Source organism: Pseudomonas sp., from assembly GCF_030147005.1.
Classification (GTDB): domain Bacteria; phylum Pseudomonadota; class Gammaproteobacteria; order Pseudomonadales; family Pseudomonadaceae; genus Aquipseudomonas.
On the sequence record NZ_JASLAW010000144.1, the window covers coordinates 1 to 13,713 of the forward strand.

The 13,713-nt window shown below is 60.4% G+C and carries 18 protein-coding genes and 1 pseudogene; 9 read left to right on the forward strand and 10 right to left on the reverse strand.

Annotated elements, in window-relative coordinates; translation table 11 throughout:
• The coding region (locus Q1V60_RS13255) for a 3-deoxy-7-phosphoheptulonate synthase (protein WP_300631014.1) at window positions 1-696 on the reverse strand (696 nt) is incomplete at its 3' end.
• Window positions 697-828: 132 nt separating this feature from the next.
• A complete protein-coding gene (locus Q1V60_RS13260; RefSeq protein ID WP_300631016.1) occupies window positions 829-1,263 on the reverse strand; it encodes a PilZ domain-containing protein in 435 nt (144 codons plus the stop codon).
• Between Q1V60_RS13260 and Q1V60_RS13265 the strand changes: the two genes are divergently transcribed.
• From Q1V60_RS13265 to cysB, 5 genes are all read left to right on the forward strand, one after another.
• On the forward strand, window positions 1,262-1,648 hold the full coding sequence (locus Q1V60_RS13265) for a thioredoxin (protein WP_300631018.1): 387 nt from the start codon (window positions 1,262-1,264) through the stop codon (window positions 1,646-1,648). The genes Q1V60_RS13260 and Q1V60_RS13265 overlap by 2 nt on opposite strands.
• Window positions 1,645-2,607, forward strand: a complete 963-nt coding sequence (locus tag Q1V60_RS13270; protein WP_300631020.1) for a putative 2-dehydropantoate 2-reductase — start codon at window positions 1,645-1,647, stop codon at window positions 2,605-2,607. Before Q1V60_RS13265 ends, Q1V60_RS13270 begins: the two co-directional genes overlap by 4 nt.
• Window positions 2,608-2,622: 15 nt before the next feature.
• Entirely contained in the window at window positions 2,623-3,540 is a 918-nt protein-coding gene (locus Q1V60_RS13275; protein WP_300631022.1) for a 5'-nucleotidase, read from the forward strand.
• 66 nt (window positions 3,541-3,606) lie between these two features.
• Window positions 3,607-4,113, forward strand: coding sequence for a universal stress protein (locus Q1V60_RS13280; protein ID WP_300631024.1), 507 nt, complete (start codon window positions 3,607-3,609; stop codon window positions 4,111-4,113).
• Between the two features lie 96 nt (window positions 4,114-4,209).
• Window positions 4,210-5,184, forward strand: coding sequence for an HTH-type transcriptional regulator CysB (cysB, locus tag Q1V60_RS13285; protein ID WP_300631026.1), 975 nt, complete (start codon window positions 4,210-4,212; stop codon window positions 5,182-5,184).
• 104 nt (window positions 5,185-5,288) lie between these two features.
• Here the strand turns inward: cysB and Q1V60_RS13290 are convergent.
• From Q1V60_RS13290 to Q1V60_RS13300, 3 genes and pseudogenes are all read right to left on the reverse strand, one after another.
• A pseudogene (locus Q1V60_RS13290) lies at window positions 5,289-5,477 on the reverse strand (GreA/GreB family elongation factor); the annotation flags it as partial.
• Window positions 5,478-5,684: 207 nt separating this feature from the next.
• Window positions 5,685-6,167, reverse strand: a complete 483-nt coding sequence (locus Q1V60_RS13295; RefSeq protein ID WP_300631028.1) for a GreA/GreB family elongation factor — start codon at window positions 6,165-6,167, stop codon at window positions 5,685-5,687.
• 5 nt (window positions 6,168-6,172) lie between these two features.
• Window positions 6,173-6,547 carry a hypothetical protein gene (locus Q1V60_RS13300; protein ID WP_300631030.1) on the reverse strand — a complete coding sequence of 125 codons (375 nt, stop codon included), beginning with the start codon at window positions 6,545-6,547 and terminating at the stop codon, window positions 6,173-6,175.
• 133 nt (window positions 6,548-6,680) lie between these two features.
• On the opposite strand from Q1V60_RS13300, the gene earP reads away from it, so the two are divergent.
• Both earP and Q1V60_RS13310 read left to right on the forward strand, forming a co-directional pair.
• Window positions 6,681-7,814: an elongation factor P maturation arginine rhamnosyltransferase EarP gene (earP, locus tag Q1V60_RS13305; RefSeq protein WP_300631032.1), complete on the forward strand. Its 1,134-nt coding sequence runs from the start codon at window positions 6,681-6,683 to the stop codon at window positions 7,812-7,814.
• A gap of 49 nt (window positions 7,815-7,863) precedes the next feature.
• Window positions 7,864-8,436 (forward strand): elongation factor P, encoded by a 573-nt coding sequence (locus Q1V60_RS13310; protein WP_300631034.1) that lies wholly within the window; start codon window positions 7,864-7,866, stop codon window positions 8,434-8,436.
• A gap of 63 nt (window positions 8,437-8,499) precedes the next feature.
• Here Q1V60_RS13310 and Q1V60_RS13315 read toward each other — a convergent pair whose 3' ends face one another.
• From Q1V60_RS13315 to Q1V60_RS13330, 4 genes are all read right to left on the reverse strand, one after another.
• The gene (locus Q1V60_RS13315) at window positions 8,500-9,516 is read right to left on the reverse strand and encodes an alpha/beta hydrolase (protein ID WP_300631036.1); all 1,017 of its coding nucleotides are present in this window, start codon (window positions 9,514-9,516) and stop codon (window positions 8,500-8,502) included.
• A gap of 27 nt (window positions 9,517-9,543) precedes the next feature.
• Window positions 9,544-9,963, reverse strand: coding sequence for an organic hydroperoxide resistance protein (locus Q1V60_RS13320; RefSeq protein ID WP_300631038.1), 420 nt, complete (start codon window positions 9,961-9,963; stop codon window positions 9,544-9,546).
• A 251-nt stretch (window positions 9,964-10,214) separates the two neighbouring features.
• Window positions 10,215-10,667 carry a MarR family transcriptional regulator gene (locus Q1V60_RS13325; protein WP_300631040.1) on the reverse strand — a complete coding sequence of 151 codons (453 nt, stop codon included), beginning with the start codon at window positions 10,665-10,667 and terminating at the stop codon, window positions 10,215-10,217.
• A 79-nt stretch (window positions 10,668-10,746) separates the two neighbouring features.
• On the reverse strand, window positions 10,747-11,697 hold the full coding sequence (locus Q1V60_RS13330; protein WP_300631042.1) for a LysR family transcriptional regulator: 951 nt from the start codon (window positions 11,695-11,697) through the stop codon (window positions 10,747-10,749).
• A gap of 108 nt (window positions 11,698-11,805) precedes the next feature.
• Here Q1V60_RS13330 and Q1V60_RS13335 point away from each other — a divergent pair, with 108 nt between their 5' ends.
• Entirely contained in the window at window positions 11,806-12,555 is a 750-nt protein-coding gene (locus Q1V60_RS13335; protein WP_300631044.1) for a sulfite exporter TauE/SafE family protein, read from the forward strand.
• Here the strand turns inward: Q1V60_RS13335 and Q1V60_RS13340 are convergent.
• Window positions 12,545-13,426 (reverse strand): LysR family transcriptional regulator, encoded by an 882-nt coding sequence (locus tag Q1V60_RS13340; protein WP_300631046.1) that lies wholly within the window; start codon window positions 13,424-13,426, stop codon window positions 12,545-12,547. The genes Q1V60_RS13335 and Q1V60_RS13340 overlap by 11 nt on opposite strands.
• 70 nt (window positions 13,427-13,496) lie before the next feature.
• On the opposite strand from Q1V60_RS13340, the gene Q1V60_RS13345 reads away from it, so the two are divergent.
• The gene (locus Q1V60_RS13345; RefSeq protein WP_300631048.1) at window positions 13,497-13,703 is read left to right on the forward strand and encodes a DUF1127 domain-containing protein; all 207 of its coding nucleotides are present in this window, start codon (window positions 13,497-13,499) and stop codon (window positions 13,701-13,703) included.
• Window positions 13,704-13,713 lie beyond the last annotated feature (10 nt).

Below are 13,713 nucleotides of genomic sequence, written 5' to 3' on the forward strand. Positions count from 1 at the left end.
CACGTGACCGTAGGCGTTGCCTTTGGTCGTGACGATGGACACGCCGCCTTCCTGGTTGATGCCCAGGAAGCGGTGAGGGCTGGAAACCGATTGCAGTGCGTTGATCGCCACGGTCAGGCCGCCGTCGGTGCCGTTCTTGAAGCCCACGGCCGAGGACAGGCCGGACGCCATTTCGCGGTGCGTCTGGGACTCGGTGGTGCGGGCGCCGATGGCCGACCAGCTGATCAGGTCCTGCAGATACTGCGGGGAGATCGGGTCCAGCGCTTCGGTGGCGGTGGGCAGGCCCATTTCCGCCAGGTCCAGCAGCAGTTGACGGCCGATATGCAAGCCGTCCTGGATTTTGAACGAGTCATCCAGGTAGGGATCGTTGATCAAGCCTTTCCAGCCGACGGTTGTACGCGGCTTCTCGAAATAGACGCGCATCACCAGGTACAAGGTGTCGGACACTTCCGCCGCCAGCACCTTGAGGCGTTCGGCGTATTCGTGGGCGGCCTTGAGGTCGTGGATCGAGCAAGGCCCGATCACTACGAAGAGGCGGTGGTCGGTGCCGTCGAGAATGTCACGGATGACTTCGCGGCCCTTGGTGACGGTCTGCAGGGCAGCGTCGCTCAGAGGGATTTCGCGCTTGAGCTGATCGGGCGTGATCAGGGTCTCGTTGGATTCAACGTTAAGGTCATTGATCGGTAAATCAGCCATCGTGTTACTCGTCAGGGTCACGGGTGCCGGCCGCCAGCCATCCCCGTGCGGCGGAGCACAGCATGATTTGAATGCATGGGGGGAGGAACCTTAGCGCGTAACACGGGCCCGCGACAATGGGCAAAGCCCGCTTTAATCCAGCACGGGCCGCACGATTGCCTCATGGGAGAACTCGCCGGCGTGGCGCGATACCCAATCGCGGGCCAAGGCTTCGAGTTGCTGGGGTGTAGGCTCGGCGGTTTCGTGCAGGCGGCAGTAACGTTCGATCTGGCACACTTGCTCGCCCATGCGCGCGCCGAACAGGGCATGTTCATCGGTAAAACTGATGCCGATGCGATAGCCGGCCTCCACTTTGCGGCACCACGCGACATAGCCTGGATAGCGGGCGCTGGCGCCCAGGGAAGGTATATACAGGTCGACCGCCGTGCCGGCGCGCCAGGCACGCGGCCAGTTGCAGGCGATGCCACCGCGGCCGATAGTGCGCAGGCGTTGGCGGGGCAGGGCAGGAGAGGGACGTTGGATCAACTCGACAGCGATATCATCAGGGTGAGGTAAAAAACGACCCATGTACACGGACTCCGAACACCGTCCCAAGGACGGTAATGGCAGCAGTATAGTGAAGCAACTGGAATTGACCGACCTGGACATCGACCAGCAATTGCTGGGGTTGCCGGGGTATTCGCTGGTAGTGTTTACCAGTGTCGGTTGTTCCAGTTGCCGCTGGGCACGCCAGCAGTTGCCGGGCTGGCGCTTGCCGGTGGACCGGCTGTGTTGGGTGGATGCCGGGCACAACGGCGGCGCGGTCGAACGTTACCAGATCTTTCATTTGCCCGCGTTGTTCCTCGTGTGCGAGGGTCAATTCTACGGGCAATTACAGACACGGCTTACGCAACCTGACCTTATCGACGCCGTGAACCACGCACTGTCCCGCACTCCAGAGGATTTGCCATGACCGCAATTGCACACCCTTCGCCACGTATCGGCATCATTGGCACCGGCGCCATTGGCGGTTTCTACGGCCTGATGCTGGCGCGTGCCGGGTTCGATGTGCACTTTCTGTTGCGCAGCGAATACGCGGCAGTCAGCGAACGGGGGCTGCGCCTGAACAGTACCGTACATGGCAACCTGCACCTGCACCCGGTGCAGGCGTATGCCCAACCCGGCGATATGCCGCCCTGCGATTGGCTGTTGGTGGGAACCAAATCCACCGGCAATGCCGATCTGGCCCCGACCCTCGCCCAGGTTGCGGCGCCGGACGCCAAGGTGGTGCTGCTGCAAAATGGACTGGATGTGGAGGACAGTCTGCGCGAACACCTGCCGTCGTCGCTGCATTTGCTCGGTGGCCTGTGCTACATCGGCGTGCATCGCGCCGCGCCGGGCGTTGTCGAGCATCACGCGCTGGGGCGAGTCAATCTGGGTTATCACAGTGGCACGGCGGCCAACGATGAAGCGCGGCAGCAGGCGATTGTCGAGGAAGGGGCCGGGCTGTTTCATCAAGCGGGCATCGAATCCCAGGCCATGGCCAACGTGCATCAGGCCCGCTGGCATAAACTGGTGTGGAATGTGCCGTTCAATGGGCTCTCCGTGTTGCTGGGCACGGGGACCCGCGCGATGATGGCGGATGAGTCCAGCCGCGCGCTGATCCAGGCGCTGATGGCCGAAGTGATACAGGGCGCTTGCGCTTGCGGCCATGACATTGCCGCAAGCTACGCCGGGCAGATGTTCGCCATGACTGAAACCATGGACGACTATCTGCCCAGCATGTACCACGACCACGTGCATAAGCGCCCGTTGGAACTGGCGGCCATCTACGCCCGGCCATTGGCCGCCGCCAAAGCGGCCGGTTGCGAATTACCGCGCATGCAGGCGCTTTACCAGGCTTTGAGTTTTATTGATCGGCACAATCGCTGATTCGGGGGCAAGCACATGGTGAAGGGTTTGAGCGACAAACTGGTGCTGGCGATTTCATCGCGCGCCTTGTTCGATTTGAGCGAGAGCCACAAGGTCTACCTCGCCGAAGGGGTTGAGCCGTATCGCAAGTACCAGATCGAGCACGAAGAGGAAATCCTTGAGCCCGGCGATGCCTTCCCGCTGGTCAAGAAACTGCTGAGCCTTAACGCCAGTCTCGGGCGTGCCCGTGTCGAGGTGGTGTTGGTGTCGCGCAACAGTGCCGATACGGGCTTGCGGGTGTTCAATTCGATCCAGCATTACGGCCTGGATATTTCCCGCGCTGCTTTCGTCGGGGGGCGCAGTCCCTATCCGTATTTGGCTGCCTTTGGTTGCCATCTGTTTCTGTCGACCCATGCCGAGGATGTGCGCAGTGCCCTCGACGCCGGCTTTGCCGCGGCGACGATCTTGTCAGGTGGTGCACGCCGGGCATCGAGCGAGGAATTGCGAATCGCGTTCGACGGCGATGCGGTGCTGTTCTCCGACGAGTCCGAGCGCGTCTACCAGGCTGGCGGCCTTGAAGCGTTTCAGGCCAGTGAGCGAGAGTCGGCGCGCCAACCCTTACACGGTGGCCCGTTCAAAGGGTTCCTGGCGGCACTCAACCTGCTGCAACGTGAGTTCACCGATGAGGCGTGCCCGATTCGAACGGCACTGGTCACCGCGCGCTCGGCGCCGTCTCACGAGCGGGTCATCCGCACGTTGCGCGAATGGGATATCCGCCTGGATGAATCGCTGTTCCTGGGTGGCCTGGATAAATCCGCGTTTCTGGAAGCATTCGCCGCCGATGTGTTCTTCGATGACCAGGCCGGCCATTGTGAAAGAGCCAGGCAGGTGGTGGCCACCGGGCATGTGCCCCATGGCATCAGTAATGAGTTGAACATCCAGAGCGAGAGCTGAGCCGAACTCTTCAAGGCGCTGCTAAGCTCATTTAATCTCCGCCATCCTGGCAGTCCAGGGGGTTTTATGGTTCGTTCGATGCTGTACGCCACGGATCTTGGCCCGTATGCGCCGTATGTCATGCAGCATGCCTTGGCGTTGGCGCGAACGTTCAAGGCGGATTTGTATGTGGTTCATGTGGTGGAGCCCATCGGGCTGTTCGCTGAGTCGGTGTTGCAGAGCTACCTTGATGAAAAGGCCCTCAACGAATGGCAGAGCCGGGGGCTGACAACGCTTATGGCGACGATCGAGCAACGGGTGCTTGACAGCTTTCGCGAGGAACTGGGGGACGGGGAGCAGGACCTGAAGTTGATTCGTTCGGTACGGGTGATTCAGGGGGACCCATGCGAGGTGATTCTCGACCAACTGCATAAACTTTCCGTTGACCTGTTGATCGTAGGGAGTCAGAGCCATGCAAGCGCGGCGGCGACACCGCTTGGGCGCACCGCCGCACGGCTGCTGCAACTGGCGAACGTACCGGTTTATCTGGTGCCGTCGCTGCAACGTCAGAGCGGTGATGATACTGATCGGTAAAAACGATAAAAAGTTCTAGATTTATACATCTTACCTTTAATATAGTTATATACCGTCGCTGATACCCGTGGCGTCTATTTGCTTTGAGGGATTCATATGAAGCTTCAACAACTGCGCTACATCTGGGAAGTGGCGCACCACGACCTCAACGTTTCCGCTACTGCTCAAAGCCTTTACACCTCGCAACCCGGTATCAGCAAGCAGATCCGCCTGCTCGAAGACGAGCTGGGCGTTGAAGTGTTCGCGCGCAGCGGCAAACACTTGACCCGCGTAACCCCGGCGGGCGAACGCATCATCACCACCGCCGGTGAGATCCTGCGCAAGGTCGAGAGCATCAAGCAGATCGCCCAGGAATTCTCCAACGAGAAGAAGGGCACCCTGTCGATCGCCACCACTCACACCCAGGCACGCTACGCATTGCCGCCGGTGATCCGCGATTTCATCAAGCAATACCCAGACGTGGCGTTGCACATGCACCAGGGCTCGCCGATGCAGATCGCCGAGATGGCCGCTGATGGCACTGTCGATTTCGCCATCGCCACCGAAGCCCTGGAGCTGTTCGGTGATCTGGTCATGATGCCGTGCTACCGCTGGAACCGTTGCGTGGTCGTGCCTCAGGGGCACCCATTGGCCAAGCTGCCGAAGCTGACCCTCGAAGCCCTGGCGGAATACCCGATCGTCACCTACGTGTTTGGTTTTACCGGTCGCTCGAAGCTCGATGAAGCCTTCAGCCATCGCGGCCTCACGCCGAAAGTGGTGTTCACCGCGGCCGATGCCGACGTGATCAAGACTTACGTGCGCTTGGGCCTGGGCGTAGGGATCGTGGCCAAGATGGCGGTCGACACTCAACTCGATAAAGACCTGGTGGTGCTCGATGCCAGCGAGCTGTTCGAGTCCAGCGTGACCAAGATCGGCTTCCGTCGTGGCACGTTCCTGCGGGGGTTCATGTGCGATTTCATCGAGAAATTCGCACCCCATCTGACCCGCGAAGTGATGGCCAAGGCGGTCCAGTGCCACAACAAGCAAGAACTGGAAGAGCTGTTCGACGGTGTTGAACTGCCCGTCCACTGATCCGTGTGGCGAGGGAGCTTGCTCCCGCTCGGGTGCGCAGCGCCCGCAAGTTTTTCAGGGCCGCTGCGCAGCCCAGCGGGAGCAAGCTCCCTCGCCACAGTGATTTATCTGGCCTCGGTAACCGTGAAATGTTGCCGGGTGCCCGCCACCAGAATCTCTACTTCATCGTCGATACGCTTGCCCAGCAGGCTTTTGCCCAAGGGTGAGCGCGGGGTGAGGACGGTTACCGGTTGCCCGACCAAATCCACCTTCAACCCCGCTGCATCCGGCGCCAGGAACAGCCATTGCTGGCGATCGTTGCACCTGATCCGTGAAGTAATGGCCAAGGCGGTCCAGTGCCACAACAAGCAAGAACTGGAAGAGCCGTTCGACGGTGTTGAACTGCCCCTCCACTGATCCGTGTGGCAAGGGAGCTTGCTCCCGCTCGGGTGCGCAGCGCCCGCAAGTATTTCAGGGCCGCTTCGCAGCCCAGCGGGAGCAAGCTCACTCGCCACAGTGATTTATCTGGCCTCGGTAACCGTGAAATGTTGCCGGGCGCCCGCCACCAGAATCTCTACTTCATCGTCGATACGCTTGCCCAGCAGGCTTTTGCCCATGGGTGAGCGCGGGGTGATGACGGTTACCGGTTGCCCGACCACATCCACCTTCAACCCCGCTGCATCCGGCGCCAGGAACAGCCATTGCTGGCGATCGTTCTCGTCTTCCAGGCCCAGCAGCGTGCCGACTTCGATCCCGCGCCGATCATCGTAGGCGCGCAACTGCAGGTTCTGGCACAGGGCCAGCGACTGCTTAATCTCTTCGACCCGCCTGGCCTGGCCGGCCGCCAGGTAAGAAGCCTCCAGCCCCAGGGTGTCGTACTTGTTTTCTGCGATGTTCTCTTCGTGTGTCGCCGTCTCGTAGGCGGTCTGCGCGGCGCGTTGGGCGATGTCGAGGTCAGCGGTGAGTTTTTCCAGGATCAGCTGGAGAACGGCGTGTTTATTCATGATCTTCAGTCGCACAATTGCAGGACATTGGCTTTGGTCTTTTCACTCGGGGCGTTCTGGTCCTGTTGCAGCCAGAACTGGCATTTGGGGTTGGACAGGTTGCGCGCATTGCTTCGGGCCTGGTCCAGAGCCTGTTGCTGCTCCTGCTTGTGCAGGTTCTGTTGGTACTGCTCGAACATGCGGTTCGGCTCCTGCGGCTGCGGCGCAACGCTGGCCGGTGTGCCCAGCTGTTGAACCGCCTGGGCCACTGGCGCCAGGCTTTGTGCGAACAAGTAGCGCGATGCCAGCCAGGTGGTCAGCGCGATGGCGATAAACCCCAGCCACACGCCTGCGGCAATGGCAATGCAAAGCTTGAGCAGCGACAGCGGACGGTCAGGCATGACGGGCCTCCGGGTAGGCGTTGACGGCAGAGTGGCGATTGTCGCACAGCCACTGCACAGAATAATCGCGATCAAGCCTTCTGCACCGGCGTATTTATGCGGACAATCGAGCCTTTAAGCATTGGAGCCCGGAATGAAAGCCCGCTGGGATATTTTTTGCAGCGTCGTCGATAACTACGGCGACATTGGCGTGACCTGGCGACTGGCCCGGCAATTGGTAGCGGAGCACGCCTGTGATGTGCGCCTGTGGGTCGATGACCTGCGCGCCTTCGAGCGCATGTGCCCGCAGGTCGATGTAAGCCTGGAGCAGCAATGGCAAGAGGGCGTCGATGTGCGCCACTGGCCGCGCGAATGGTCGGCAACGCCCGCCGCTGATGTGGTGATTGCAGCGTTCGCTTGCCAACTGCCGGCTGACTACATGGAAGCCATGGCTGCGCGTGAACGAACGCCTTTGTGGATGAACCTGGATTACCTCAGCGCCGAGGACTGGGTGGTGGGCTGCCACCGCCTGCCGTCGGTGAAGTTCAAGGGAGTGCAGAAGTACTTCTTTTTTCCCGGCTTTCGCCCAGGCACTGGCGGGCTGTTGCGTGAGTCAGGGGTGCTGCAACAGCGTCAGGCTTTTCAGCAGGATCCCAATGCGCAGCGGCAATTTCTGCAAACCCTGGGCGTATATCCTGTTGCGGATGCGCGGCTGATCTCGCTGTTCGCTTACGAAAACACCGGGCTGAGCGGCTGGCTGGACGTATTGTCGACGGACGGGCGCGCCACTCATCTATTGGTGCCGGAAGGCCGCGTCCTGGGTGATGTGCAACGCTGGCTGGGCGAGGAGGGCTTGGCGGCGGGGGCCATTCATCAGCGCGGTGCCTTGACCGTGCAAGTGCTGCCGTTCGTGCGCCAGGCGCAGTACGACCAGTTGCTGTGGTGCTGTGAGCTCAATGCCGTGCGCGGAGAAGATTCGTTCGTGCGGGCCCAGTGGGCCGGGCGCCCGTTGCTGTGGCACATTTATCGTCAGGACGAAGACATTCACCTCGACAAGCTCGATGCGTTCCTTGAGCTGTACACCGCCGCGTTGTCACCGCCGGCCAAGGCGGCTCTGGTTGCGCTCTGGCAAGCCTGGAACACTGAGGGCGATGTGGGCCAACCGTGGAAAAGGCTGCTGGAGCACTGGCCGGAGCTCAACCAGCATGCGCAAAACTGGTGTCTGGAACAGGCCTTGCAGGCCGATCTTGCGACGGCGCTGGTAGAGTTTTATAAAAGTTGGATATGATACGCCACCTTGATTTTTGTAAATCCCATCCAAATTTCGGATATATGCAATGAAAACTGGTAAAGAACTGAAACCCGGTACAGTGATCCGTCTCGAAAACGACCCTTGGCTGGTTCAGAAAGCTGAGTTCACCAAGTCTGGTCGTAACAGCGCCATCATGAAGACCAAGCTGAAAAACCTGCTGACCGGTTACAAGACCGAGGTCGTCTACAGCGCCGATGACAAACTGGACGATGTGATCCTCGACCGCAAAGAAGCGACCCTGTCCTTCATCAGCGGCGACACCTACACGTTCATGGACACCACCGACTACACCATGTACGAGCTGAACGCTGAAGATATCGAAGCCGTTCTGCCATTCATCGAAGAAGGCATGGAAGACGTCTGCGAAGCTATTTTCTTCGAAGAGCGCCTGGTTTCCGTAGAGCTGCCGACCACTATCGTGCGTAAAGTTGCCTACACCGAAGGCTCCGCTCGCGGCGACACTTCGGGCAAGGTGATGAAGCCTGCCAAGCTGAGCAACGGTACCGAACTGCAAGTAGCCGATTTCATCGAAATCGACGACCTGATCGAGATCGACACCCGCGAAGGTGGTTCGTACAAAGGTCGCGCCAAGAAGTAATTCTTGCTGCGATACGAACTGAAAAGCCCGACCATGCGTCGGGCTTTTTTGTGCGTGCAGTGTTTACTTCAGGTGTTGCTTGAGTTCATCCGACGCTTGCAGCAGGGCAGAGCGTACAGCAGGCACCTGGCTGACCACGTTGAGCAGACCGTAGTCGTGGATCATGCCGTTGTAACGTACGGCAGTGACCGGCACACCGGCCTGATCGAGCTTGCGAGCGTAGGCTTCACCCTCGTCACGCAATACATCGGCACCGGCGGTTTGCACCATCGCAGGCGGCAAGCCCTTGAGTTGATCGGTGGTGGCCCGCAATGGCGAGGCGTAGATGTCGGCGCGCTGGTGGGCGTCGGTGGTGTAATTGTCCCAGAACCATTTCATCATGTTCCTGGTAAGGAAATGCCCTTCTGCGTACTGGTTGTAGGAACCCGTGTCGAAGTTGGCGTCGGTCACCGGCCACAGCAGCAACTGGAACTTGATCGCCGGCGTGCCCTTGTCCTTGGCCATCAGGCTGACCACCGCTGCCATGTTGCCGCCGACACTGTTGCCGGCGACCGCCAGGCGCGTGCCATCGACGTTGATTTCTTTACCGTGCTCCGCCACCCATTTTGTCGCGCCATACGCTTGGTTGATCGCCACTGGATAGTGCGCTTCCGGTGATGGCGTGTAGTTGACGAAGACCGCCACTGCCCCCGAACCCACCACCAGGTCCCGCACCAGGCGCTCATGGGTCGGGTAATCCCCCAGCACCCAGCCACCCCCGTGGAAGAACATGAACACCGGCAAAGTACCTTTGACCCCGGCCGGGCGCACAATGGTCAGGTCCAATGGCTGGCCATCGACCTGAATGGTCTTTTGGCTCACATCCGCCTTGGGCAGGGTCAACTTCACCCCGGCCTGGGCACCTGTCAGCACTGCGCGGGCTTGCTGGGGCGTCAATTGCTCAATCGGCTTGCCGGTGCCGGCGTTCAGCGCATCCAGGAACCCCTGGGTACTGTGCTCCACATCACCGCTAGCGGCGAAGGCGGTGCTGATGGACAGGGCAAGCAGGCTGCCGGTGAGTGCTTTGGCGAATGTGTTCATGTTCTTCTCCGATCAAGGCCGCGATGGTTAAACGGTGACGTGCAGACGCACATCCACGTTGCCACGGGTGGCGTTGGAGTACGGGCAGACCTGGTGAGCGGCCTCGACCAGGCTTTGCGCATCGTCCTGGGCCAGGCCTGGCAGGCTGATATGCAAGTCGATGTCCAGGCCGAAGCCGCCGGGGATCTGGCCGATGCCAACATGGGCGGTGATCGATGCGTCATCCGGAATTTTGCGTTTGGTCTGGCTGGCTACGAATTTCAGCGCGCCGATAAAGCAGGCCGAATACCCGGCCGCGAACAGTTGTTCAGGGTTGGTGGCTTGGCCGCCAGCACCGCCCAATTCCTTGGGGGTGGAGAGTTTAACGTCGAGGATATTGTCGCTGGAGACAGCGCGACCATCACGGCCGCCGGTGGCGGTGGCTACTGCGGTATAGAGTGTTTGCATGGTGTCGCCCTCTGAAATGTAGCGCTAAATGTTTGCGCGCTAAGTAGTTGGTGAGGTGAATGTATAGCGCTAATGTTTAGTGCGCAAGGTAAATTTATAAATATTTTTCGCTGAGGATTTTTGGATGCGCTAGAAACGCAATGTGGGAGCGGGCTGGATCGCGAAGGCAGTGTGGCAGTCACCTGATTCAGCGGCTGATACAGCGCATTCGCGAGCAAGCCTGCTCCCACATTTTTTTGCTTTATCGCTTGCTATACCGAGGTTTGCAGGTTGCTGCGCAGGGCAAGCAAATCCGCCTGCAGCTTGCGTAACTGCTCCAATTCCAGCCCGCTGGCGCCCAGGATGCAATGAGGAATCCCCATGGCCTTGTCCTGCAGCGCCCGTCCGGCATCGGTCAGTTCCACCACCACCACGCGCTCATCTTCGCGGCTGCGGGTGCGGCTCAACAGGCCTTCGGCTTCCAGGCGCTTGAGCAGGGGCGTCAGGGAGCCAGGATCGGTGAGCAGTCGATTGCTGATTTCACCGACGGTCAACCCGTCTTCTTCCCACAGCACCATCATGGCCAGGTACTGCGGATAGGTCAGGCCGAGGGCTTGAAGGAGCGGCTTGTAGACCTTGGTCATCAGCAGCGAGGTGGAATGCAGTGCGAAACACAACTGGTTATCCAGCATCAAGGATTCGCAGGGTGTAGGGTTCTTGCTCATGTCGGTGCCTCGAAAAGCCTGGATGAGCTGGAATCTAGCGGGCAAATCTTTAATGCGCCAGATAATTTTATCCGAGCGGTCAGACCATGCTGCTTTGCAGGGCCAGGTCCCAAGGTGGCACAGGGCCGAAACGGGACTTCAGGTATTCCAGCAGCAACCGGCTGCGGGCATTGGTTTGTTGCTCCAGGCGTAGCGCATAGATGCCGGCGGTTTCCGGGCTGGGCAAGCCGTTTTCACAAAACAGCGGCAAGAGTTCACCACGTACCAGATATTCGCTGGCCAGCCACGTCGGCAGGTGCGCAATACCAAGCCCTGCCAGGGCGCCGGAGAGCAGGGCCTCGGCGTTGTTGGCGCTCATGCGGATACGGCGAGGGCGGTAGATGGTGCGGCGCCCGTCCAGTTCGAAGCGCCAGGCGAACATCGGCGCCAACCCGTCCCAATCCAGGCCATCGTGTTCGCTCAACTCCCGCGGGTGCGTCGGCGTACCGCGGCTTTTCAGGTAGCCAGGGCTGGCGCAGGCAATGCGCACGATACTGGCGAGCGGCGTGGCGATCAGCCGGGTGTCGGCAATATGCCCGGCACGCAACACCAGGTCGACCTTGCCCAAATGCGCGCCCTGCATATCGACAAAACTGTCGATCAAATGCAGGTGCACATCCAGCCCTGGGTACACCTTCAGGAAATCGGCGATCACCGGCGCCAAGTGCCGTCGCCCGAAAGCCGCCGGTGCGTCCATGCGGATCAGGCCTTCCGGCGCATGGCTCAGGGACACGGCTTCGGCGCGAGCCAGCTGCAATTCACTGACAATCCGTCGCGCCCGCTCGGCAAAGGCCAAGCCGGCGGGGGTAGGTACCACGGCGTGGGTGCTTCGCTGGAACAGGCGGCTGCCGACCGAGTTTTCCAGGCTGTCGATTCGTCGCGCCACCGCCGAGGGAGTCAACGGATGGCGGCGCGCAGCGGCGGAAAAGCTGCCGGTTTCCAGTACATCGAGAAACAGGCTCAGTTGGTCGGTCAGCGTATTCGGATTCATCGGCCCATGCTTATGCGAGGTTGGCACAACCATTGTGCGTTGCTGTGCGTTTCCGTGCCAGAGCCGACTGCGTAGCATGCAAGGCTTGGGATTGCGGAGTAGCGAGCGGTGTGGGATTTAGTGATCTACCTGGTATTGGGTGCGGCCCTGGGCACAGTGGGCGGCTTGTTTGGCATTGGCGGCGGGCTGATTGCCATCCCCGTGCTGGGTGTGCTGTTCGGCCTGGATCAGCAGATCGCCCAAGGCACCGCGCTGGTCATGGTGGTGCCCAACGTGATGCTGGCCCTGTGGCGCTATCATCAGCGCAACCGCATTGAGCTGCGCCATGCCTTGCCGCTGGGTGTGATGGGCTTCAGCTTTGCCTGGCTGGGTTCGATCTGGGCGGTAGGGCTGGACGCCGAGACGATGCGGATTGGTTTCATCGTGTTTTTGGTGGTATTGGCAGCCTATAACCTGCTGCGCATGTTTACCCGTAACGCACCGCCGACTGCGCACATGCGCTACTCCTGGCCGTGGTTGGGCGTACTCGGCGCGGCGTCAGGGTCCATGGGCGGATTGTTTGGTGTCGGCGGCGCGGTGGTGGCCACGCCGGTGCTTACCAGTGTTTTCGGCACCAGCCAGGTAGTCGCCCAAGGCTTGTCCCTTGCGTTGGCGCTACCCAGCACCAGCGTGACGCTGGTCACTTACGCCTGGCACCGCGAAGTGGACTGGCTGATCGGCGTGCCTTTGGCGGTCGGCGGCCTGCTCAGTATCAGCTGGGGCGTGAAAGTCGCTCATGCGCTGCCCGAACGCGTGTTGCGTGGCCTGTTCTGCGGCTTTCTGGCGGTGTGCGCGGTGATGCTGACCTTTAAAGTCTGAACCCTTCATGGATGTATTCGGCCAGGCATTCGGTGATGGGCGAAGTCATTTGCGGGTTGCGCAGCAAGCGCAGGTGCATCGACGGCAAAGGTGGGAAGCCTTCGTCGCTGCCGAGTACGCGCAGGTCTTGGGGTACCAGGCTTTCCATGCTGATCATCGCCGCCAAGCCGGCACTGACTACCGCCAGGATCGCCGCGCCGTTGGAGCTGTGATAGGCCAGGCGATAATCGCGCCCGGACGCGTCCAACGCGGCCCGGGCCCATTGAGTGTAGACGCAGTCTTCGCCGGAAACCGCCAACGGCAGGGCGTCATGCTCGTCCACGCAGAAACACGGTGAGGCGGCCCACACAATGCGCTCAGTGCGCAAAAACTCACCGAGATCATTGCCGGGCTCGCGGCTGATGACGGTCAATGCCAGGTCTCGTCGTTGCATCAGCACCGTTGACGACTCGCAGTGCAGCTCGATCTGGATCAGCGGGTACGCTTTGGAGAACTGCTTGAGAATGCCCGGCAGGAAGCGCATTACGTAATCGTCCGGCGTGCCGATGCGCACCAACCCCACCATATGCGGCTCGCGCAGGGTGTTGAACACCTCGCTGTGCAATTTCAGAATGCGCCGCGCATACCCCAGCAACACTTGGCCCTCGGGCGTCAGCCGCACTTGGCGCCCATCGCGCTCGAACAGCTTGCGCTGCAGCACGTCCTCTTCCAGGCGTTTCATCTGCATGCTCACCGCCGATTGGGTGCGGTTGACCAACTCCCCGGCCCGAGTAAACCCGCCCTGATCGGCGATGGCGACGAAGGTGCGCAGCACTTCTGTGTCGATGCTCGGGTAAGTCGGCAATTGATCAATCTCCGAGATGTATTGCATAAGAAACATTCGTTGGATTGATCATAAGCCCAGGCACACACTGGCGTCATCCCCACTGGAGGACGAGAAGATGAAAGGTCAAAAAGAGTATGTGTTGGCGCCGAAGTGGCCGCTGTTCGGGCTTTTTCAGAGGGTTTCGCGTTGGCAGGCCTTGCACCGCGAACGCCGGATGCTGGCGGGCATGAGCGATGACGCGCTCAAGGATATCGGTCTCAACCGTATTGACGTGGAGCAGGAGATCCATCGGCATTTCTGGGAAGACCCGCTGCGAAAGTAACCCGCAATGC